Origin of the sequence: Streptomyces sp. L2, assembly GCF_004124325.1 — a bacterium.
In the GTDB taxonomy this organism is placed as follows: domain Bacteria; phylum Actinomycetota; class Actinomycetes; order Streptomycetales; family Streptomycetaceae; genus Streptomyces.
In genome coordinates this window covers 7,006,016-7,028,798 of sequence record NZ_QBDT01000001.1, presented here as the reverse complement: position 1 = coordinate 7,028,798, position 22,783 = coordinate 7,006,016, and the positions used below count along the sequence as shown (strand labels likewise).

The 22,783-nt window shown below is 75.3% G+C and carries 14 protein-coding genes and 1 pseudogene; 10 read left to right on the top strand and 5 right to left on the bottom strand.

Annotation, left to right across the window (positions count from 1 at the left end; genetic code table 11):
* Positions 1-25: 25 nt before the first annotated feature.
* Both DBP14_RS31480 and DBP14_RS31475 read right to left on the bottom strand, forming a co-directional pair.
* On the bottom strand, positions 26-1,060 hold the full coding sequence (locus DBP14_RS31480) for a lactonase family protein (protein ID WP_129310898.1): 1,035 nt from the start codon (positions 1,058-1,060) through the stop codon (positions 26-28).
* 405 nt (positions 1,061-1,465) lie between these two features.
* Complete coding sequence (locus DBP14_RS31475) at positions 1,466-2,959, bottom strand: FUSC family protein (RefSeq protein ID WP_129310896.1); 1,494 nt, start codon at positions 2,957-2,959, stop codon at positions 1,466-1,468.
* Between the two features lie 233 nt (positions 2,960-3,192).
* Between DBP14_RS31475 and DBP14_RS31470 the strand changes: the two genes are divergently transcribed.
* Positions 3,193-3,669, top strand: a complete 477-nt coding sequence (locus tag DBP14_RS31470) for an Lrp/AsnC family transcriptional regulator (protein ID WP_129310894.1) — start codon at positions 3,193-3,195, stop codon at positions 3,667-3,669.
* A 79-nt stretch (positions 3,670-3,748) separates the two neighbouring features.
* On the opposite strand, the gene DBP14_RS37050 is transcribed toward DBP14_RS31470, so the two are convergent.
* Together DBP14_RS37050 and DBP14_RS37045 are read right to left on the bottom strand one after the other, a co-directional pair.
* Positions 3,749-4,288, bottom strand: coding sequence for a hypothetical protein (locus tag DBP14_RS37050; protein ID WP_241741087.1), 540 nt, complete (start codon positions 4,286-4,288; stop codon positions 3,749-3,751).
* Positions 4,289-4,481: 193 nt separating this feature from the next.
* Positions 4,482-5,066 (bottom strand): annotated as a pseudogene (locus DBP14_RS37045) (LamG domain-containing protein); the annotation flags it as partial.
* Between the two features lie 363 nt (positions 5,067-5,429).
* Here DBP14_RS37045 and DBP14_RS31460 point away from each other — a divergent pair.
* Positions 5,430-6,914, top strand: a complete 1,485-nt coding sequence (locus DBP14_RS31460) for an MFS transporter (RefSeq protein ID WP_241741086.1) — start codon at positions 5,430-5,432, stop codon at positions 6,912-6,914.
* 224 nt (positions 6,915-7,138) lie between these two features.
* On the opposite strand, the gene DBP14_RS31455 is transcribed toward DBP14_RS31460, so the two are convergent.
* On the bottom strand, positions 7,139-7,948 hold the full coding sequence (locus DBP14_RS31455; RefSeq protein ID WP_129310892.1) for a LysR family transcriptional regulator substrate-binding protein: 810 nt from the start codon (positions 7,946-7,948) through the stop codon (positions 7,139-7,141).
* A gap of 58 nt (positions 7,949-8,006) precedes the next feature.
* On the opposite strand from DBP14_RS31455, the gene DBP14_RS31450 reads away from it, so the two are divergent.
* From DBP14_RS31450 to DBP14_RS31415, 8 genes are all read left to right on the top strand, one after another.
* Positions 8,007-8,417, top strand: a complete 411-nt coding sequence (locus tag DBP14_RS31450; RefSeq protein ID WP_129310890.1) for a DUF5997 family protein — start codon at positions 8,007-8,009, stop codon at positions 8,415-8,417.
* A 134-nt stretch (positions 8,418-8,551) separates the two neighbouring features.
* On the top strand, positions 8,552-9,406 hold the full coding sequence (locus tag DBP14_RS31445; RefSeq protein ID WP_129310888.1) for a DUF4132 domain-containing protein: 855 nt from the start codon (positions 8,552-8,554) through the stop codon (positions 9,404-9,406).
* Positions 9,403-14,406, top strand: coding sequence for a hypothetical protein (locus tag DBP14_RS31440; RefSeq protein WP_241741085.1), 5,004 nt, complete (start codon positions 9,403-9,405; stop codon positions 14,404-14,406). Before DBP14_RS31445 ends, DBP14_RS31440 begins: the two co-directional genes overlap by 4 nt.
* The gene (locus tag DBP14_RS36455) at positions 14,403-14,618 is read left to right on the top strand and encodes a hypothetical protein (protein WP_206739387.1); all 216 of its coding nucleotides are present in this window, start codon (positions 14,403-14,405) and stop codon (positions 14,616-14,618) included. The genes DBP14_RS31440 and DBP14_RS36455 overlap by 4 nt, the downstream gene beginning before the upstream one ends.
* Positions 14,615-15,784: an AAA family ATPase gene (locus tag DBP14_RS31430; RefSeq protein ID WP_129310887.1), complete on the top strand. Its 1,170-nt coding sequence runs from the start codon at positions 14,615-14,617 to the stop codon at positions 15,782-15,784. Before DBP14_RS36455 ends, DBP14_RS31430 begins: the two co-directional genes overlap by 4 nt.
* A gap of 269 nt (positions 15,785-16,053) precedes the next feature.
* Positions 16,054-19,641 (top strand): DUF5682 family protein, encoded by a 3,588-nt coding sequence (locus DBP14_RS31425; protein WP_129312176.1) that lies wholly within the window; start codon positions 16,054-16,056, stop codon positions 19,639-19,641.
* Positions 19,638-21,482, top strand: a complete 1,845-nt coding sequence (locus DBP14_RS31420) for a hypothetical protein (protein WP_129310885.1) — start codon at positions 19,638-19,640, stop codon at positions 21,480-21,482. Before DBP14_RS31425 ends, DBP14_RS31420 begins: the two co-directional genes overlap by 4 nt.
* Positions 21,483-21,851: 369 nt before the next feature.
* A complete protein-coding gene (locus tag DBP14_RS31415) occupies positions 21,852-22,613 on the top strand; it encodes a LuxR C-terminal-related transcriptional regulator (RefSeq protein WP_129312175.1) in 762 nt (253 codons plus the stop codon).
* The last annotated feature ends 170 nt before the right edge of the window (positions 22,614-22,783 follow it).

The following is a 22,783-nucleotide window of genomic DNA, read 5'->3' as shown; positions in this document are numbered from 1 at the left end:
TTCGGGTGTCCGAAGGCGGCCCGGCTCAGCCGAAGATCACGCAGGAGGCCGCGGTGACCCGCACGGAGCCGTCGTAGCGGGGCAGACCCGTCCTCTCGTCGACGGTGAACCAGGTGACGTCGCCGGAGCGTTCGTTGGCCGCGTAGAGGAGGCCGGCGTGCTCGGTGAGGGCGCGGGGCCAGTGGCCGCCGCACGGAACCGTGCCGGTCAGCCGCAGCCCGTCGCCCTCGACGGCGAGCGTGGACAGGACGTCCTCGCCGCGGGTCGCCGTCCACACGTGGCGGCCGTCGGGCGAGACGACGATGCCCGAGGGGTAGGCGTCGCCGGACGGGGCGCCGGCCAGGACGGGGACCTCGGTCAGCGGCTTGAGGGAGCCCGCGTCGGCGTCCCAGCGGCACACCGTGACGGTCGGGGTGAGTTCGTTGACCACGTAGGCGTGTTCGCCGTCGGGGTGGAAGGCCAGGTGGCGGGGGCCGCAGCCGGGGCGCAGCGCGATCTCGCGGTGCAGGACGGGGGCGCCGTCCTCCAGGGTGCAGACGCGCACGGAGTCGGTGCCGAGGTCGACGCTGACAGCCCAGCGGCCGGTGGGGTCGGCCTGCACCTGGTGGGCGTGCGGGCCGCGCTGCCGGCGGTCGTGCGGTCCGGAGCCGCTGTGCTGGAGCAGTCCGGAGGGTCCCGTTCCGAGGGTGCCGTCGGGGCGTACCGGTACGGCCGTGACGCTGCCGGAGCCGTAGTTGGCGGTGAGGACGTGTCCGGCGTAGAGGCCGAGGTAGGTGGGTCCGCTGCCGTCGACCGGCACGGACGGTCCGGCGAGTTCGGGGGCGTCGCCGTCCACGCGGAACGCGGCGACCTCGCCCTCGGCCGTCTCGCTGACCGCGTAGAGCATGGCACCGTCGGGCGAGAGGGCGAGGTAGGAGGGGTCGGGGACGGTGCGGAGACTGGTGGTGGGGGTGAGGGCGCCGTTGTCGGGCCGGACCTCGGCCGTCACCAGGCCGGGGCCGCCCGCCGCCGTGAACGAGCCGATGAACGCCCTGCCCTGCCGCCTGTCGCCCTCTGCCACCGTCGTCCCCTCTCGGTCGAGCCGTTCCGGGGCCGACGGTAGCAGCCGATCACCCAAGGTCTAGACCAAACGAGCGAATCGGCCTCGCCAGGAACTCGGCCGGCCCGATCGCACGGCCGGTTCGTGGCCCCATCGCACGGCCGGTTCGCGGCCCGATCGCACGGCCGCTTCATGGCCGGCTCGCGGGCGGTTCGCGGGCGGTTCGCGGGCGGTTAGTGGGCGGTCAGTGGCGGCTCGCAGCGGCTCATGGGCGGCTCCCGGCGGCTCATGGCCAACGCACGGCGGCTCGCGGCCGACCCCCAGCGACTCATGGCCAGCTCCCGGCGGCTCGCGGCGGCTCGTGACCGACTCACGGCCGGCTCGCGGCGGCTCGTGGTCGGCCCGTGGCGGCTCCTGGCCGGCTCCTCAGGCTCCGATCAGGGGTGACGATGCCGACCGTGCTCGGAGCGGCTCCGCGAGGTCGGACAGGGCGCGTTCCAGGCCGTGCAGGTGGGCCAGCGCGGGCTCGGCGGGCGGTTCGGCAGGGCTGTGGACGTGGTCGGCGCCGCCCGTGGTGAGGGACTCGACCGCCGCCTCGACCCGCCAGCACGCGGCGGCGAGCCGGGCGTCGTGGGACGCCTCGGGGTCGGCCGCGACCGCGACCAGGCCGCGCACCTCGCGGGCGCAGTCGTCCAGCAGCGCGAGGACCTGGCGGGCGCGCCGCTTGCGGGCCGGCGCGATGTTCAGCGGGTGCACCAGCGGGGCGACGGAGAGCCGTACCCGACCGAGGAGCTGTTCCAGCTCGGCCACCCGCGGCGCCGGGTCGGCGTCGGGGTCGCCCGCGAGGCGGGCGGCGGCCTCGGCCGTGCAGGCGTGCACGCAGCGCAGGGCGCGCTGGATCCAGGCGTCGGTGGTGACATGCGTCGTGACCGGGAGGACGAACAGCACGGCGAGCACGGCCCCGAGCGCGCCGACCCCTGTCTCGGTCAGGCGCAGGGCGAGCAGGCCGGGGCTGAGCACGCCGAGCAGGCCGTACAGCGACTCGGCCAGCACGGTCACCCAGAGCATCATCCAGGTGTAGGAGACGGCGGCCGTGTAGAAGATGCCGAACACCGCGACCGCGACGAGGACCACCGTCGGCAGGGGCGCGCCGTGCACCGGGACGGCGACGGCGACGCCCAGCACGATGCCGATGACGGTGCCCATGACCCGGCGGAAGCCGCGCACCAGGGTCTCGCCGCGCGAGGCGGTGTTCACGAACACCCACCAGGTGGCGCCAACGGCCCAGTACCAGCGCTGGCCGGAGACGAGCTGGCCGACGAGCAGGGCGAAACCGGCGCCCGCGGTCGCCTGCACGGCCTGCCGGGTGGTCACGCGCGCCAGGCCGCGGCCGGCGGGCGGGGCCGGTACGGCGGCCGGGGGGACCCGGCGCTCGTAGCACCAGACCCCGAAGCGCACCACAGCCGCGCTGAGCACGGACAGCAGGACGGCGGCGCACAGGCCGGGCAACTGGCCCGGGGTGGCGTGCAGGAACTCGGCGACGTAGAAGGTCATGAAGGCGAAGACGCCGAGGCTGTGGCCGCGCGGACCCCAGCGGCGGGCGTACACACCGGCGCCGACCACGGCGAGCAGGGCCAGGTCACGGGCGACCGGGTGGGCGTGCAGCTCGGCCGCGGCGGCGAGCACGGGCAGTCCGGCGGCGGGCAGCAGGGCGGTGGTGACCGCCTGGCCGCGCACGGTGGCGTCGGTGACCGTGAACAGGGCCAGGAGCGCGGCGAGGCCGCCGGTGACCGCGCCGACGAGGGATTGGCCGGTCAGTCCGCAGACCACGACCGCCAGCCCGATGCCGAGGACGGCCCGCGCGGCGAACCGCGACCGCGCCCGCCCCGGATCCGGAGCCACGAACACCCTCTTCAGCACTGCTGCCCGCCCCTCGATGGTCAACCCGCACGAAAAAGGCGCCGCGGGATTCCGCAGCGCCATCGACGACTCCATGAGAGCACCTTGGGGGCCCTTGGCTCAACTCGTCCCTGAATCACTGTGCCATTGGCCCAGTCGCCCAAGGAGATGGTCGGCACGTGCGAGGCCAACGGACCAGGGCGGGCGGCCCACTCGCCGCGCGGATCGCTGGGCCATTGGTACAGTCGTGCGTCATGGTCGTGGACGAGCTCGACACCCGCATCCTGCGACTGCTGCTGGAGCAGCCGCGCACCAGCGTGCGGGAGTACGCCCGCGTCCTCGGGGTCGCCCGCGGCACGCTCCAGGCCCGCCTGGACCGCATGGAGCGGGACGGTGTCATCACGGGCACGGGCCCCTCCCTCTCCCCCGCCGCCCTGGGCCACCCGGTGCTGGCGTTCGTGCACATCGAGGTCACGCAGGGCCACCTCGACGACGTCGGCGACGCGCTGGCCGCCGTACCGGAGATCGTCGAGGCGTTCTCGATCACCGGCGGCGGGGACCTGCTGGCGCGGGTGGTGGGCCGGGACAACGCCCACCTGGAGGACGTCATCCAGAAGCTGATCAGCATGCCCGGCGTGGTGCGCACCCGCACCGAGGTGGCCCTCCGCGAGCGCGTGCCGCACCGGCTGCTGCCGCTGGTGGAGTCGGTCGGACGCGCGGCGCGCGGCTGATCCGGAGACCGGCGGCGCGCCGGGGCGCCCCGGGTGTCGTCCGGCCGGTCAGACCACCCGCGTCGGGCCGATCGGCCGGTCAGACCACCCGTGCCGCGGCGATCGGCCGGTCGGCGACCGTGAGGGTCTGCGCCGTGGTCTTGCTGGTGTTCACGCTCCACCGGTACCGCGAGAACTCTCCGGTGGCGTCGGAGGCGTAGAACATCATGTGCCCGATGCCGGCGCCCTGGAAGTTGTCGCCGTCGACGTCGCTGACCATCCGGGTGTCGGGGTAGGTCGCGTAGGTGGTCAGGCCGTAGACGCCGTGCGGGTCGGAGGTGCAGTCCACGATCTCGACGGCGTACTGGGTCTCCCCGGAGAAGTCGGCCGTACCGCTGAAGGTGCCCTTCACCTCGCGGACCATCACGATGTGGCCGGTGTTGTCCGGGACCTGGCCGTTGTAGTCGATGGCGATCAGGTCGCCCGGCCGCAGGTCGGTGACCTTCTCGACGCGCCGGAAGCGGGGGCCGGCCGTGCCCTCGGCGAACGCCTTCCGGTAGTCGGCGGCCTCCGGGACGGTCTCCTTGAAGTACGTGGTGAGGTAGTCGTCCGTCGCCCAGCCGTAGGTGTGTTCGAGCACCTTGGTGACGAAGGACGCGCAGCGGGCGCGGGAGATCCAGGTCGCCGGATCGTCGGGTGCCCCCCCAGGCCAGGGACGACGGGGAGCCGATCAGGTAGACGTTGTTGGCGCGGGCCGTACGGCCGCTGATGAGGGCGACCTCGTCGGCGGTCAGCACGCGCTGGTAAGCACGTACGTCGCCGATCGCGCCGTCGAAGCGGTTCGCCGGGGCGCCGTCCCACGTGGCGCGCCCGATGCTGAAGCCGCCCGTCGCGGCCCAGGACAGGGTCGTGTCCGCGCTGCCCGCCGGCACGCCGTCGACGTAGAGGTGGATCCGCGTGCCGTCCCAGACGCCGGTCAGATGGGTCCACTTCCCGAGGGCGGCGGGGGCCGCCGCCACGGCGGAGACCTTGGTGCTCTGGTCGGCGCTGCGCACCTTGAACGCCCAGGTGCCGGCCGTGTCGTCGTACTGGAGCAGGAAGCGGCTGGCCGTCGTGCCGTCCTGGCTCACCGCCGTGTACATCGTGGCGAGACTGGCCGTGTCCGACAGCCGCACCCAGGCGGAGACCGTGAAGGGCGCCGTGGTGTCCAGCACCGAACCCGTGGTCGCGTACGCGCCCGAGGTGCCGTCCAGGCTCAACTCCCCGCCGGCCCGCAGCCCGGTCCAGGTCGCACCGGAGCCGAGCGTGACCGAACGGCCGAAGCCGGACCGGTCGGCGGCCGTGCCGTCCAGCGGCCAGTGACCGGCCAGACCTCTCGGCAGGTGACCGGCGGCCAGGAGCCGCTGGTACTGCACCATCTGCTCGGCCTGCAGCAGGTGCGGCACCGACACCGGCGTGAACGGTGTGTCCAGCGGCGCCTCCGCCACGGCCGTACCGGCGCTCTGCACCACGCCCGCCAGCGCTCCGGCCCCCACGAGCGCGGCCCCGCCCAGCAATCCGCGTCTGCTGACCCCTCGGGCCATGATGTCCCCTCCCCCGGCCGGTCCGCGACGACCGGCCTGACAGTCGATGATCGCGGTGATCATAGTCAGTCACACTTCAGTCATACGAACTGATGAGCGACAGCCGGTTGGGATGGAACACGCGGTTCGTGGGTCTTCCCGGGGCACCGGCGGCACGCCTACCGGGCTCGACGGCCGGTGACTGCGTAGCGTGATCGCATGACGATGGCGCGGCCCTCGCGGGCCACCGACGACCGGCGGCGGTGGCGGGCACTCGCGGTCTGTCTGACGGCAGGCTTCATGACGCTGCTCGACAGCTCGATCGTGAACGTGGCGCTGCCGTCGATGGAGCGCGGCCTGGGCGCCGACGCGGCCGATCTGTCGTGGGTGGTGTCGGGCTACGCCCTCACCTTCGGCCTCGTCCTCGTCCCGGCGGGCCGGCTCGGGGACCTGCGCGGGCGGCGGGAGGCCTTCCTGTTCGGGCTCGCACTGTTCACCCTCGCGTCGGTGGCGTGCGGGCTGGCGCCCGGCGCGGGCTGGCTGGTGCTGTTCCGGCTGCTCCAGGGTGCCGCCTCGGGCATCGTCGCCCCGCAGACGACGGGGCTGATCCAGCAGATGTTCCAGGGCGCCGAACGGGCCCGGGCGTTCGGGATGCTGGGCAGCGTCGTCGGGCTGTCCACGGCGGTGGGACCCCCGGCCGGCGGCCTGCTGATCGAGGCCTTCGGCACCGGCGACGGGTGGCGCTGGGTGTTCTACGTCAACGTGCCCATCGGCATGGCGGCGTTCGTGGCGGCGCTGCGGCTGCTGCCCCGTTCGCCCGGGTCCGCCGGCGAGCGCGACGGCGTCGACCTGCCCGGCGTGCTGCTCCTCGGCACGGGCGTCCTGGCCCTGATGCTGCCGCTGGTGCAGGAGCAGGAGTGGAGCGGCCGCCTGAAGTGGGCGCTGCTGCCCCTGGCCGCCCTGCTGCTGGCGGCGTTCTGGGCGTGGGAGCGGCGCCAGGGGCGGCACGGGCGGGCCCCACTGCTCGACCTGACGCTGTTCTCCGTACGGTCGTTCACGCTCGGCGTGCTGCTCAACCTGGTGTACTTCGCCGGTTTCACCACGGTCTTCTTCGTCTACACCCTGTTCCTGCAGAACGGCGTCGGATACAGCGCCCTCGCGGCGGGACTCGCCTCGCTGCCGTTCGCGGTCGGTTCGGCGGTCGGGGCCGCCGCCGGGGGGCGGCTGGTCGTACGGCACGGACGCAGACTCGTGATCGTCGGGCTGGGCGGGGTGGCCGTGGGGCTGCTCGCGGTCGTCGGCGCCGTGGAGGTGGTGCCGGGGCGGGGAGTGGCGTGGGCGACGGCGCTGCCCCTGCTCGTCGCCGGGATCGGCTCAGGGGTGACGATCTCCCCCAACACGACCCTCACCCTGGCCCGCGTTCCGGTGCGCCGCGCGGGGGCCGCGGGTGGCGTCCTGGTGACCGCCCAGCGGATCGGGTCGGCGGCCGGCATCGCCGTCGTCGGCGCGGTCTACTTCGCCCATCTGGCCGGACGCGGCACCCCCTCCGCGGCCCTGCAACTCGGGCTGCTCACGGCCGTCGGCATCATCGTGATCGCACTGACCCTGGCGATCGCCGACCTCCACGAACGCCGCACCCACCCGCAACCCGCCCCGCCCACGGCGGAACGGGCGCCGTCACAGGAGCCGGACCCGACACACTGAGCGGGCTGCCGGGGACTCTGGCAGGGGTCCGGCGCGCACGGGCGTGTCCGGCGGGACACCGTCGCTGCGGAGGTTTCGCGAGCCAGGGGAACCTGGAGAACCCGGGGAGTCCCGGGGATCCGGAGGGTTTCGGGGTCCCGGAGATCCCGGAGATCCCGGAGATCCGGACAATCCGGGCAATCCGGGGACGCTTCACCGTGGAGCGGGCCCAAGGTCCGGTGCCCTTACGATCTCCTGCGCGGCCGGCCCCGCTTCGCCGGGGGTTTGCCGCTCTTCGCGCGGGCGCGCGGGTTGCCGCCCGTCGACTTCGCCGCTCCCGAACCCGTCGTCCCGGGCTTGCGCGCCCCCTGCTTCTGCCGGCCGCCACCACTGCTCTGCTCGGCCCGCTTGCCCGGCGGCTTCTCCGCCGTGGCCTGCGCCGCCGTACGGCCGCGGCTGCTGTTGACGGTGCGGCCGCGGACGATGCCGATGAAGTCCTCCACCAGGTCGGTGGTGGCCTCCTCGGGCCAGGAGAGGGCCACGCTCGACTGCGGGGCGTCGACGACCGGGCGGTAGGTGAGGTCCTTGCGGTGGTACAGGCGGGCCAGCGACTGCGGGACGACCAGGAGACCGACGTTCGCCGCCACGAGTTCGACGGCGTCCGGTGTCGTGGCGGGGCGCTCGAAGGCGGGCTCCCCGGGAGGCGCGGCCCAGTCGAAGACGTCGTCCAGGGGGTGGAACAGCACCTCGTCGGCGAGGTCGGCCAGCGTCACCTCGTCGGCCGCCGTGATCAGGTGGTCCTTGGGGACGACGACCACGGTGGTCTCGGTGTAGAGGGGGATCGCGCTGAAGTACGTACGGTCCACCGGCAGCCGTACGAAGGCGGCGTCCGCGTCGCCCGCGCGCAGCACGCCGTCCGCGTCGGGGGCCGGGACCTGGGTGAGGGTGAGCGGGATGCCGGGCAGGCGTTCGTTCCAGATCCGCACCCATTTGGCGGGCGTCACTCCGGGGACGTACGCGAGCCGGAACGACGGTGATTCCTGCGAGCCTGTCACCTGGCCAGGTTACCGGCCGTGGTCGGCCGGCGGGCACGCGGCCGATACGCTGGACCGCATGAGTTCGCAGCAGAGCACCCAGACGATGAAGCCCGCGACCGCGGCGAAGAAGCTGGGTGTGTACCTCCCCGCCACCCCGACCGAGTTCCAGGAGGGTGTGGTCACGCGCGCCGAGCTGAACGAGCTGCAGGCCGAGCCGCCCGCGTGGCTGCGGGAGCTGCGTGCCAACGGCCCCCACCCGCGTCCGGTCGTGGCCGCGAAGCTCGGTGTCTCCATCGCGGGCCTCGCGCGCGGCGGCGTCACCGAGGCGCTGACCACGGAGCAGATCGAGGCGCTCAAGCAGGAGCGGCCCGAGTGGCTGGAGAAGGAGCGCGCCACCCAGGCCGAGGTCCGCAAGGAGGCGGCCCGGCTCAAGGACGCGCAGAAGGAGAAGCAGCAGAAGGCGGAGCGGGGCGGCGGGCGGGACTGACGTCCGCCGGCTCCTCAACCCCGTAGCGCGGCCGTGCCCGGGAGGCGAAACGTCTCTCCCTGGGCCCGGCCGCGTTGTCAGTGGTCTCCCTTACAGTTCCCGACAGTTGATCACTGCGGTGCGGGGAGGCACGGATGGGGTGGGTGTCGGCCGGCGACTACGAAGTCGCCCTCGACGGCGGAAAGGTGGTCTGCCGCAACGCGGCCGGGCGGCGGCTGAAGTCGGTGCCTTCGAAGATCGCCGACGAACCGGCGGTGGTGGGCCTCAGGCAGCTCGTCGAGTGGCTGGATCGGCACGAACGCCGGTGCCTGGCCGATGTGGAGCGGTGGATGGTCCGCTCGCTGCCGGTACCGCTCGACGTCGTCACCCGGGTGTGGCCGGATCCCGCCTGGCAGGCCGCCCTCCGCGACGTCGTCGTCACGGGGGAGGACGGCCGGGTCGCCGGGTTCCTGCGCGACGCCGGGACCGGACGCGGCCTCGGCCTGGTCGACCTCGATGGCGACACCGTCCGCATCGCCCCCGACCTGGTCCGCATCCCGCACCCCGTCCTCCTCGACGACCTGGAGGAGCTGCGCGAGTTCGCCGTCGAACTCGGCGTGGAGCAGCGCGCCCAGCAGCTCTTCCGTGAAGTCTGGCACCGGCCGGCCGCCGTCGACGCCGAGGGCACGCAGGTCGACGAGTACGCGGGCGGTTCGTTCAAGGAGCTGCGCTTCCTGCACGGCAGGGCGGCCCAGCTCGGCTACCGGGTGCGCGGCGGGCACGCGGTGTGCCCGGTCCTGGAGGACGGGCGCGGCATCGAGGCCCGCGTCTGGATCGGCGACTACGAGGGCTACGAGGAGACCGAGACGGGTCCGCTGGTGTGGTCGGACCCGGCGGGCCGGGTGCTGAAGCTCGGTCAGGTCGGGCCGGTCGCCTGGTCGGAGGGCATGCGCATGGCCGCCGCGCTGTACGCCGGGCGGGTCATCGAGGACGAGGAGCAGGCGGCATGACGGGCATCACCGGATACGACGAGACCATCGTCGCCACGCTGCTGGACGCCGGTGCCGTCCTGCCGCCGGGCACCTCCGCGCGGGAGGACGCCGACGGCCTCACCGTGCGCACGTACACGCATCCCGCCCTGGACGACCGCCGGGTGGTCCGGCTGGTGCCCGGCACGCTCGGCGAGGCCGAGGACCTGGCGCTGGAGTTCCTCGGCATGTCCCGGGAGCCGGAGGCGCCCGAGGTCGGTCAGGTGCGCCGGGTGACCCTGGGCTTCCCGGCCTGGGCGCTGGTCAACGACCCGGCGAACGGGCACCACGCGCTCGCCCTCGTCAAGGACGTCGAGCGGCTGGCCCGGCAGGCCAAGTCCCGTCCGGGCACCGCGAAAGAGGGCTTCGAGGCGCTGGGCGAACGGCTGGGCCGGGCCGTGCCGCACTTCCTGCCGACGTTCTACGAGCAGGCCGCCCGGGTCTTCCTCCAGCACGAGAACACCACGTACGCGGCCGCCTTCTTCGGCAAGGCCCGCGAGGCCGAGCGGGTGCACGCGCTCACGGTGGACGAGGAGCGGCAGCGGGCGGTGTTCCTGGAGTTCGCCTTCGCCGGGGCGCTCACCGTCAAGGCGCTCAAGGAGCATGTGAAGGACCTCTCCCGGCGGCTCACCCCGGCCACGGCGTGGGCACAGTTCAGGCAACTGACGGTGGAGCGCTGCGCGGCGGGCATGCCGCCGTACGCCTCACTGCCGCAGGACGCGCGCGGGCTGATCAAGGCGGCGGGTCTCGACCGGGTCACCGAGGAGTGCGCGCTCGTCGCCGACCTCATCGCCTCGCCCGCCGCAGTCCGCGCGCCCGCGTCGTTCTGGAACGCCTACCGCGCCGTCCTGCCGGTCCTCGCCGAACGGCGGCCGGCGGTCCGCGCCCGGCTGCTGGAGATCATGCCGGCCGGGCTGGGCCGTGCGGTGGAGGACGACGAGTTCTGGCTGGACCTGCTCGCCGAGTGCGGGGCGGACCGGCTACTGACCGAGGCCGGCGGCGACTCCCCCGAGGCAGGATCCGCGGACGCCGCGGACTGGTTGAGCCGGTGGGCCACGTTCCGCAAGCACGGCCGCTCGTACGCCGACCGTTCGCCCGCCACCCTCGCCCTCGTCAAGCGGATGGCCCCGCGGCTGGTGGCCGACGGCCGGCCGGTCGACCTGTTCACCGGCCGCTGGCACGCGGGCGCGGATCTCGACCTGCTCGACCTGTGCGTGGCCCGGGGCGTTCCGCTCGCGGTGCCCGGCGCCGACGTGCGGGTCCACCTGCCCGTCTCCGCCTGGCTGACGGACACCCGGGCCGGCCGCCGTGATCTGGTGGCCACCGGCGCTGACCCGCGCCTGCGGCGCCTGCTGCACCAGGCGCTGGACACGGAGAGCACGGGACACTCCGCCCGGCTCGGCTCCGCCGAACTGAAGGCCCTCGCCGCCCATCCGGTGCTCTCCGGTGTGCTGCGCGAGTGGCTGGACGAGGCCGCCGAGGACTACCTGCGCGCGGTGGGACTGCCCGGCGCGCGGGCCGCGCTCGACCGGCTGCGGCCGTTCCGGCCGGTCGCCGCAGAGGTCAACCCGGCCGCCGTCGCGCGTGTCGCGGGGCACGAGGTCGCACCGCTGCTCGGCCGCACGCTGCGCGCGGGAATCCTGGACGAGCTGGGCTGGCCGGCACTGGAGGAGGCGCTGCGTCTGCTCGACGCCAGGACCCGCAAGGGTCAGGACGACACCCTCACCCACCACGACGCCTGGCCCGCGCTGATCCTCGCCCGCGGCGACCGGGCCGTCGTCGTCGGACCCGAGGAGGTGCTGCTGGAGCACGAACTGCGGGTGCCGCACGCACTGGACCGCTGGCAGCGCCCCCGGTTCCGGTACGTGGACGGGGAACTGCTGGTGATGTGGCGGCAGGACAGCAAGCAGTACGGCTACTGGTCCGCCCGGCCCGCCGACGTGTTCGAACTCGGCGGGGACCAGATCCCCTCGTGGTGGTCGAGCAACGAGACGGTCGCCCCGTCGATCCCGCTGCCGGACGGCGGCCGTGCCACAGGGGGCCGCACCCTGCACGCCGGGGACACGGTGCTGCCGCCGGGGCGCCACATCGCCGGGGACGGCACCGGCTGCTGGCGGCTCGGCGCACAGGGCCGCGAGGCGGTCTGGCTGGAGTACGACCCGGCGACCGGCACGCACGGCCGGGCGTCCCTGCCCGCGCCGCTGCGGGCCGGCATCCGGGACGACGCCCGGCTGCTGCAGAGCCTGTGCGAAGTGCTGCCGCTGCAACCGGGCCTGGAGGGCAGCCCGTTCGGCACGGACGGCACCGTGCTCGGCCGCTGGGTGCGCGCCGAGGGCGAGGGCGACACGGCCCGCCGCACCGCGGGCACGCCGGACGGCCGGACCGTGTCCGTGCTGGTGGACGCCTCCGGTCAGGCGCCCGTGCCGCTGGGTGCGCTGCGGCTGCCCGGCGGCGCCGGGCCGGTCGCGGTCCGGTTCTTCCGGCACGTCGCCCTGTTCGCACCCGACGACACCGCCGCCTCGGGCGAACTGGGCCGGGTGCTGCCGGACAGCGGGAACAACGAGTACGCGGCGGGGACGCGGCTCGTGCCCCCGCTCCCGTACTGGCACGCCCTGCGTCCCCGGGACGAGCGGGGCTCGGCACTGCTGCGCGCCCTCACGGACGGGCGCGCGGCCGAGGTGTTGCGCACCAGTGCCGAGGCGCTCGCACAGCGGCGGCAGGCGCTGGCCGACGCCGGTTCCGACGAGACCGCCAGGTCCGCCGTGCCGCCCGTCGAGAAGGTCGCCCGGGACGCGGTGGCCCGCGCCCTGCCAGACCTCACCGACGGCCCCCTGCTCACCGGCGTCGCGGCTCTGGTCCGCTCGGCCCTGCGCGTCACGGAGTCCGCCGAGGCGTTCGCCGCGCCGGTGCGGGAGCGGCCCCGGCAGCCGCGCAACCGCACCGAGGGCATGTTCGCCGACTACCGCCCGGAACACGGCCAGGACCGCGCCCTGCGCGAGGCCCTCGGCGGAATCACCGGACTGCACGGCTGGTGGCACGGGGAGCAGTGGATCACGCTCCGGCAGATCCGCGCCGTCAACCACGTGCTGTCGGGCGGGCCCGCCGACGGCAAGCCGCTGCCCCCCAAGGAGAAGACCCGCACCCTCACCGATGGCTGGCGCACCGACGACCACACGGTTCCCGACAACACCGCGGTCTGGCCGCCCCTCCTGAGGGTGCTGCGCCCGATCGCCTACCGTGCCGTGTCCCCCGCCGTAGCCGACAGCGGGCGCGAACCCCTGCTCCTGCTGCTGGAGGCGGTGGCCGAGGGGCCGCTCGCGGAGGCCGACGGCACACTGCGGGAGATCGTGCTGAGCGAGCCGCACGACCGGCAGGACCGCGCCGGCCAGGTGCTGCGCCTGGACGGCAGGACCGTGGTGATCCTCGGCTGCCAGAACATCGAGTCACAGCACGGCCGGGTCAACTGGCTGGCCCTGGACCACGACCCGTCCGGCGCGTTCGGCGCCGTCGCCCACTTCACCCTCGGTGAGGAGACCCGGCACACCGCCACGCTCTCCGCCGCGGACCTCAGGACCGTCACCCGCCTGGCCCGGGACAAGGGAGCGGTGCCCTGGCAGGCCGAGGCGCCCGAGCGGCTGGTGACGGCCACGCGCGGCGGGCTCGGCCCCCTGCAGGCCGCGGTGCTGCTCGGCGGCCTCGTACCGGAGCCGGACGCCGAGGGCATGTCCCTGCTGGGACTCAAGCCGCGCCAGCGTGACTTCGCCGTCGCCCGGCTCAACTCGCTCACTCCCGACGAGCGTTGGTCCCTGCTCGGCGCGCTGCTGCCGGCGGATCCCGCGGACCTGTGGACCAGCGGTCCGGACACGGAGGCCGCGGGGCGGGTGTGGGCCGAGCGGCTCGCCTCCCTCGTCCGGGTGCCCGAGGAACGCGCCGCCGACCTGGCCGGCATCGGTTACACGGAGGAGGTGCTCAACCCGTCCCGGACACGGTGGCTGAGCCGCACCACGGTGCTGCGTCCCGACAAGGACGGCAACCTCGCCCCGGAGGACCCGTCGGCCGTGCCCGGCCGGGGATCGCTGAGCACCGCGGTGACCTCTCTCGCCGCGCTGGCCTACGTCCTGCCGTACGGCCATCCGCTGCGCGCCGCCCTGCCGGAGGGGCTCGCCGCGCTGCGCCGCCGGCTGACCGACCCGGAGCTGCTCCTCGGTCTCGACGTCGACTGGACCGAGAAGGGCGGTTCCACCGCGGTGGAACTCCGCAGGCTCCACGGCCTGCCCGAGTCCGGCGGCGGCGACGCACACGGACTGACCCGGATAGGCGACGCGATCGTGCTGCGCCCCTGGTACCGCGGCACCGAGAGCGTGCAGGTCCGCCCGGCCGCGCTCACCGGCCCCGACGACGCCGTCCTCGGGCTGCTCGAAGGCCTGGCCGGCCCGGCGCGCGGCGACGGCCTGCGGACCCTGCGCACCGTGCTCGGCGAGGAACTGGCCCGGGCCGTCACGGCAGGTCTCGACGGCACCGGCGGCTACGCCCAGGACCCCACGGCCTCCGTGCCCACGCTGGTCGCCGAGGTCGCCGCGGCCCACGGCCTGGGCGAGGACGCCGCGGCGCTCTACCTGCAGTTGCTGGCGCTGCCCGACCCCACCGACCGCAACTGCGCCCGCTGGACCGGCTGGAAGCCCGCCCGCCTGAAGCGGGCCCGGGCCGAACTGGCCGCCACCGAGCTGGTCGTGGAGGCCCAGCGGCCGCGCGCCGGACGGACCCTGTTCCTGCCGGGCGGCTGGCGCGACCTGAAGTCGCCCGCGCTGCCGGTGGAGACCTGGAAGGAGGGGCTGTACCCGGTCCTGGACCACGGACGCACGCTGCCGCTGCTCCCGGTCCCGGAGCTGTTCGCACGGGCCTGGGCCCGTGTCGCGTCCGGTGACGCCCCGGCGTACGAGGAACTGACGACCCGGGCGACCCGGAAGGGGCGGCGCCGATGAACAGCACACGTACGACAGCTGTCCCGGCGGTCGGACCGGCCGACTCGGGCTCTTCCGGCTCGGGCACGTCCAGCTCGGGCACGTCCAGCTCGGGCTCGTCCGGCTCCGGCTCGTCCGGCTCGGGCTCGTCCGGCTCGGGCGCCGGTTCCCTCCGCACCGATTCCGCCCTCGCCACCCACCTCCGCGCCACCCCGAAGGATCCACGCCGATGACCACCGCTCTCGCTCCCGACCCGATGCGGCAGATCGTGCCGCCCGAGGACCGGTTCGCCGCCGAACTGGCCTTTCTCGCCGCGTACGACAGCGGGCCGCGGCCGCCCGCGTGGCGTCTCACGCCGAGGGCCGTCGTCACGTTCGTCATGGGTAGCGGCCGACAGGCGCTGCGGCTGCCCGACGACGCCCAGGCGCCCGAGGGGGTGCCGCGCCGGCTGGTGGTGGAGGGCAAGTTCGTCGGTGACCGGGCGCTGGTGGAGCGGTGCGTCGTCACGCTCGCCGGTGAGCGGGGGCTGCTGCTCGTCGGTGAGCCCGGCACCGCCAAGTCCATGCTGTCGGAGCTGCTGTCAGCCGCGGTGTGCGGCACCAGTGGCCTGGTGGTGCAGGGAACGGCGGGCACGACCGAGGACCAGCTCAAGTACGGCTGGAACTACGCCCTGTTGCTCGCGCAGGGCCCCAGCCGGAAGGCGCTCGTGCCGTCTCCGGTGCTCACCGCGATGACCCGCGGATCCATCGCCCGTGTCGAGGAGGTCACCCGCTGTCTGCCGGAGGTGCAGGACGCCCTGGTGTCCCTGCTCTCCGAGCGGCGCATCGCCGTGCCCGAACTGGCCGGCACCGAGGAGGGTTCGGCGCACGCCGCGCCGGGCTTCAGTCTCATCGCCACGGCCAACCTGCGGGACAAGGGCGTCTCGGAGATGTCCGCCGCGCTCAAGCGCCGCTTCAACTTCGAGACGGTGGGCCCGATCCCCGATCTCGACGCCGAGACCGCGCTGGTCCGGGGGCAGGCCAGGGCGTCGGTGGAGCGGGCCGGGGCGCCGTTCCAGGTCGACGACGCGGTGCTGGAGGCCCTGGTCACCGCCTTCCGGGACCTGCGGGAGGGGCGGTCGGCGGAGGGCTGGGAGGTGGAGCGTCCGTCCACGGTGATGAGCACCGCCGAGGCCGTGTCCGTGGCGGGCGCCCTCGGACTGGCGGCAGCCTACTTCCCCGGTGACCGCGACGTCCTCGGGCTGCTTCCGGGCCACCTGCTCGGCGTCGTACGCAAGGACGACCCGGCCGACGCGGCGCGGCTGCGCGGCTACTGGGACGGTCCCGTGCGGCGCCGCGCGGAGCAGGGCTCCGCCACCTGGCGCACCTTGTGGGACCTGCGCACGGTCCTGGAGGGCTGACGACCGTGCACCCCACCTCCCCGGAAGCCGCCGCCCCGCGCGGAACGACTGCGTCTGCCGACCCCACCACGCCGGAAGCCGCCGCCCCGGCCAACGCCCCACGCGAAACGACCGCGTCCGCCGACCCCACCACGCCGGAAGCCGCCGCCCCGGCCAACGCCCCACGCGAAACGACCGCGTCCGCCGACTCCACCACTCCGGAAGCCGCCGCCCCGGCCAACGCCCCGCACGGAAGGCCCGCGTCCGCCACCACCACTCCGGAAGCGGCTGTGGCGGCCCTCACCGCCCCGGGGGCGCCCTACCTGATCGGGGTGCGCCACCACGCGCCCTCCCTGGCCGCTGCCGTGCCGGCGCTGCTGGACGCGGCGGAGCCCGACGTGCTGCTCGTCGAACTCCCCGCGGAACTGCAGGACTGGCTGCCGTGGCTGGCCCATGAGGACACCCGGGCGCCGGTCGCGCTGGCCGCCGCCTGCGCCGGCGGGGAGACGGGCCCGGCCTTCTACCCGTTCGCCGACTTCTCGCCCGAGCTGGCGGCGGTGCGGTGGGCGGCGCGCCGGGACGTGCCCGTGATCGCCTGCGACCTGCCGCTCACGGACCGGGCATGGGGTGAGCGGGAAGGCTCCCCGCGCCCGCCCGCGGCCCCCGGTCTCGCCACCGCGCTCCGCGCCCGCCTGACCGGGCGCCCCGGGGACGACCTGTGGGACCGGCTCGTCGAGGCCACCGCCCCCGGCTCCCCACCGGAGGCGCTGCGGCGGGCAGCGCTGCTCACCGGCTGGGCGCTGCGCCAGGACGCCGTCGCCTCGGGCGGCGTACCGGAGCTGGATCTGCGGCGGGAACAGTGGATGCGGTCCTGTCTGGCCGGGGCCACGGCGAACGGCGAGCGTGCCGCGGTGGTGGTGGGCGCCTTCCACGCCCCGGCCCTCCTGCTGCCTCTCGGGGAGGAAGGCGCCGGCGACGGGACCGGCGGTGGCCAGCCTCGCGATGCCGACGGCACCGGGCGGAGTGCGGCACCGCGCCCAGCGTGGACCACGTCGCTCATTCCCTACACCTACGCGCTGCTGGACGCCCGGTCCGGGTACCCTGCGGGAATCCGGGACCCCGAGTGGCAGCACATGGTGCTCGAGTCGGCGGGGGATCCCACCGCGCTGGAGGACGTGCTGACCAGGGCGGCCGTACGGATCTGTGCGGAACTGCGCGCCCTCGGCCACCCGTCGGGGCCCGCCGACGCGCGGGAGATCGTACGGCTGGCCGGGGACCTGGCCCGGCTGCGCGGGCTCCCCGCGGCGGGCCGGGGTGAGCTGGTGGAGGCGGTGCAGACGGTCCTCGCGCAGGGCGAGCCGTACGGCAGGGGACGGGCCGTCGCGCGGGCACTGGAGACGGTGCTCGTCGGGACGCGGGCCGGCCGTCCGGCGCCGGGCGCGCCGCGCAGTGGGCTGGTGCCGGCGGTGGAGGCGGAACTGTCCACGCTGGGACTCCCGGGGCCGGGGGACAGCGGCCCGGGCTCGGCGCGGGACCTACGGCTCGACCCGCTCCGTTCCGGCCTCGACCGCCGCCGCGAACTCCTGCTGCGCCGGCTGACGGTGTGCGGCGTGCCGTACGCGGAGCCCAAGGCGGTCGCCGGCACGGGTGGCGCCGAGGCCCTCACGTCCCGCTGGGAGGTGCGCTGGACCCCGGCCACGGCGGCTGTACTGACGGCGGTCAGCATCCGCGGGGTCACCCCCGCCCAGGCGGTCGAAGGCCTGCTGCGGGAACGGTGGCGTGACGAGCGCGACGAGGGCGGTCCGACGGCCGCCCAGACCCTGCGGGGCTTGGAGGAGGCGGCGGAATGCGGTCTGCCGGGCCTCACCGGCGAACGGCTCACCGACACCGCGAAGGTGCTGCCCGACTCCGGAACCCTGCCCGAACTCCTCTCCGGGCTGGCCCTGCTGGACCGGCTGCGGGCCGGTCACATCGCCGGGCTGGACGCCGATGAGCACCGTACGGCGCGGGCGGCCGCCGTGGCCGAGTCGCTCACCGCCGCCGCGGTGCGCCAGGTGGACGGGCTCACCGGGTCCGAGGACCCCGCCGACGCCCGGGCCCTCCTCGAACTCGCCCACCGGGCCGACCTGGTGGGTGGTATCCGGCTGACCGACGCGTTGGCCCGGCTGGCCGCCGACGGCTCCCCGCTGATGCGCGGCGCCGCGGGGGCCGTACGCGTGCTGCTCGGGCAGGACGATCCGCGGAGGTTCGGCGACCGGGTGGCGTCCTGGGTGGACGGCGCCCACGACACCGCGTCCTGGTCGGCGCTCACCGCGCGCCTCGCCGGACTGCTCACCGCGGCGGGCCCGTTGCTGGAGTCCGCGGCACCCGCCCTGGAGCCGCTGCTGAACCGGGTGGCGGAGCTGCCCGACCAAGACTTCCTGGACCGGCTGCCGGCGCTGCGCGGCGGATTCGACGCCCTCAGCCCCGCGGCCCGCGACCGGCTCCTGGCCACCGTGGAGGAGCGGCTCGGCGCAGCGCGCCTGGCCGACACCGGACCCGCCGACCCGCTCGCCCTGGCCACCTGGGCCCGCGCCGACCTCGCCGCACGCGAGGCTCTCGCCGCACTGGGCCTGCTGCCGCCCGCACCCCCGCAGGCACAGCTGACTCCCCCCGCCGTCGATGCCCGGGGTCCGGGGCCGTCGTCCCCGCGGGCCGCGGCATCCGCCCGCACCGAACCCGCGGTCCCCGCCGGACTCCCCGGCACCCCGGTCGGCTCGACAGCCGGGCGCCACCTCGCCCCCGCCGACCGTTGGCGCCTCGTACTGGGCCGCCGCAGCGAGGAACTTCCTTCCTCCGCCCGGCCGTTGGCCACGGCTCTGGACGAGCTGTACGGCAGCGGGCGCGGCGAGGGGAGCCGGGGCGACCTCGTCGGCCCGGGGAGCGGCGGCGGACGCGAGGCGCCGTATCCCGGTGTGCGGGAGTGGTCGGAGGAGCTGGCCGCGCTGTTCGGACCGGGCGTTCGGGAAGAGGTGCTGGCGGCGGCCGCGGCGACGGGCCGGCAGGACGTGTTCGCCGAGCTGGACCCGGACACCGTACGGCCCTCGGTGGATCTGCTGCGCTCGGTGCTCCGCCACGCCGGCGGCCTGCCCGAGGCCCGGCTGGCCGCGCTGCGTCCGCTGGTCCGGCACCTGGTCGAGGCCTTGACCCGGGAGCTCGCCACCCGGCTGCGCCCCGCCCTGCACGGCACCGCCCTGCTGCGCCCGAGCCGGCGCCCGGGCGGGGGCCTCGACCTGCCCCGCACGCTGCGCGCCAACCTGGCGACGGCGCGCCGCACCCCGGACGGTTCGGTCCAGGTGATTCCGGAGCGACCCGTGTTCCGCGCCCGGGCGAAGCGGGCCGCGGACTGGCGGCTGATCCTGGTCACCGACGTGTCAGGGTCGATGGAGGCGTCCACGATCTGGGCGGCGCTGACGGCCTCTGTCCTCGCCGGAGTTCCCACGCTCTCCACGCACTTCCTGGCGTTCTCCACCGAGGTCGTCGACCTCACCGGCCACGTCGACGACCCGTTGTCGCTGCTGCTGGAGGTCAGTGTGGGCGGTGGCACGCACATCGCGGCCGGGCTGCGGCACGCCCGGGAACTGGTGACGGTGCCGTCCCGCACGCTCGTCGTGGTCGTCAGCGACTTCGAGGAGGGTTTTCCGCTCGGCGGGCTGCTCGCCGAGGTCCGCGCGCTGGTCGGGGCCGGCTGTCAGGTGCTCGGCTGCGCGAGCCTCGACGACGCGGGCCGCCCCCGGTACTCGACCGGCGTGGCAGGGCAGCTGGTCGCCGCCGGCATGCCCGTCGCGGCCCTCAGCCCGCTCGAACTCGCCCGCTGGGTAAGGGAGAAGACCGTATGAGCCCGGGCCTGCCTCCGGTCGCCCCCTCGGTGACCGCCGAACTGGTCGCCGCGCTGTCGCCCCGGCTGCGCAAGCGGCTCGACGCGGGCGTCGCCAAGCTCGCGGACCGGCCGGTCGTCCACGACGGCGACACCGTCCGCATCGCCGTCGACGACAGCACGCACGTCGAACTCCAGGCCCCCGGCGGCTCGGTGACGAGCGCGGACGCCGTGCGCTGCGGTTGCCTGCTCGCCCCGGACTGCCTGCACCGCGCCGCGGCGGCGTCGGCGGCGCCGATAGCGGAAGAGGAACCCGCCGCCGGAGCAACGGCGGAACCCGACACGGCACCGCGCACGGGACCCGACACGGCATCACGCACGGCACCCCTCACGGCATCGCGCACGAACCCGGATTCAGCAGCGGACGCGGCCTCCGGCTCCGGGAATCCCGAGGCGGGCGGTCCGGACATACCGGCCGAGGCGAACGGACCGCGTGAGACGGCCACGCCGGAACAGCGCTCCGCGGCCCGCGCGATCCACGGCGCCGCGAGCGCCGTGCTGGAGGCCGGCGCGGACGGTTCCGGAGCGGTGCTCCAGGCCGAGTTGCTGCGGGCCGGACACACCGCGCGGCTCGCGGGGCTGCCCCGGGCCGCCGCCTCCGCCGTCTCCGTGGTCACCGCCCTGCGCGCGGCCCGCGCCGCCGACCCGGCGTACCGCCTGGCCGACCTCGTCGCGGCACTCCGCGAGGTGCTGTCCACGGCCCACCGCGTCCCCCGGGCCGAGGGGGCGGAGCTGGCCGGGCTGCGTGGCAGCGTGCGGCAGCCGTACCGTCCGGACGGCTCACTGCGGCTGTACGGCCTCTTCTCCGAGCCGGTACTCACGGCGAGTGGCTATGCGGGCGCGGTCACCTGGACCGCCGACGCGGAGGGCCGCCTGTACCAGGTGGCGGACGTGGCGCCGGGCGGGGCGGGCCGGGCGGCGGGCGCCGCCGACCGGGCCGTACGCGTCGGGGACACGGCCCTGACCCACCGTGAGCTGTCCCGGGCTGGGCTCGCGGTGTCGGGGGCCACGGTGTCGCCGACCGGGCGGCTCGGTGCGGGCGCGGGTGTACGGGCGGTGCGCGCGTCCGGTGCGGAATGGCGCGCGGAGCCACTGGACCGGCTGTGGGCGGTGCCCGTAGCGGACCAGGTCGCGCGGGCCATGAGCGAGGACGGCCCAGACCTGCTGTTCATCGAGGTCACACTCGCCGGCGCGGTCCGGGAGGCGGCGGGTGACTGTCTGCTGGCCGACTGCGGCGGTGTTCCGCTGCGGCTGACCGCCGCGCACGACCATCCGGCGCTCCCGCACCGGGACAACCTGCGCCTGCTGTCCGCCGCGCGGGGCAGCCGGCTGCGGATCGTCGCCCGGCTCGCCCCGGCCTCGCATGCCCGCGCCCAGCTCCTGGCGAGCGAGCACCCGACCCTCGACGGCACCCGCCTCGACCTCGGCCTGGACCGGCTGCTGCGCGCGGACCTGCCGGCCGAGCGGCCGGCAGCGCCGGCCGACGCCCTCGCTCCCGCGCCGGCCGAGGCGCCGGTGCACCTGCTGCGGCGCCGCGTCCACCAGGCGGCCTCGGGCAGCCGGCGTGTGCTGTCCTTTCCCGGGCGCACCGGCGCCGACGCGCGGCGGTTGAGCCGGGACGGGCTCGCGACGGCCGGCGACATCCTGGAGGAACTGAACGCGGCGGCGGCTGAGCGGGACCGTGATCACTTCGGCCGCCTGCGGCCGGCCGATCCGGACCGTTTCGCCCGGGCCTGGCTGGCGGCGGCCCACTACACCGACGCGGTGGACCGTGCGCTGTGCGCGGCGGCCTGGGGCGGGTGAGGCGCCCTTGCCGGGGAGCCGGGGCAAGCCGGGAGGGACTGGGGGACGGTTCCGCGGGCCGGTGGGGGCTGGTCGCGCAGTTCCCCGCGCCCCTTCGGGCGCGTTCGTGCCGGCTCGGGCGCCACTTGGGGGAGGTTCCCGAGAACACACCGGGCGGGCCGCCGTTCCCCCGTGCCGGCGGCCCGCCCGGCATGCCTCCGGCGCGCGTCCGAGCAGGTCGGCCGCCGCCTGGAGGCATTCTGCTCCGCCCCGGAGCGGCACGGGTATGCGTACAAGTACGTACGCTCTACGGACGGGGTCGGCGGCGGGACGGACGGCACACCCGGAGAGGAACACGTGGGACGAGGGCTGGACAGGGCCTACGAACGGATGGCCGCGATCGCTGTGGCGGCGCTCCACGAACGGGAACCGGAGCGCCTGTGGCCCCTGCTCGGCAGCGCCCTCACCGAGCTGTGCGGTGGGGAGGCCGTGATCTACAAGCTGGACGAGTGGAGCGAACGCCGGGGCACGGTCGGTACGGCACCTGACGCGGCCGGCGCCGAGCTGGCCCGGCTCGGGGACGACCAGCTGGGCCTGGTCCGCGCGGGCTACCCGTTCGCGGATCACTACGCCGCCCGGCCGGACCGGGTCCCGCTCACCGCGCTCCGGGTCGTGGGCCGGTCCTGGCCGCACAGCCCGACCGCACGCCTGCTCGGTGACGCCCTCGGCGTCCACCAGGTACTGGCTCTGCCCCTGCCGGGGACCACCGCACCGATCACCGGGTGCCTCGTCTACCGCTCCGGCCGTGACTTCACCGACGACCACCTCGACATGGCCCAGCGGGTGCAGCCGCTGCTGGGCGGGGTGGAGCGGCAGCGGCAGCTACTGGTGGAGTGGCGGTCGGCCGGACCGGCGGCGGAGCTGGACGAACGGGCGGCGGACTGCGCGCTGACACCCCGCGAGACGACTGTCCTGCTGCTGCTCACCGACGCCCTCACCGCCGACTCCATCGGCCGCCGCCTGGGCATCTCGGCCCGGACGGTGCACAAGCACGTCGAGAACATCTACCGCAAGCTCGGCACCCGCAACCGGGTCAGCACCGTGCTGCGCGCCCAGCGGCTCGGCCTGGTCCCGGCGTCCCGTCCGGCGTAGCCCTGGGCCGGCACCTCCCGATTCGTTACGGTGGACCGGTTCACCTGCGGCGCTCGTACCTGAAGGGTTGTCACCCAACTTGTCATCTGATACGGCAACCGTGCCCGCGAACCGCGAACCGCGAACCGCGAACCGCGAACCGCGAACCGCGAACCGCGAACCGCGAACCG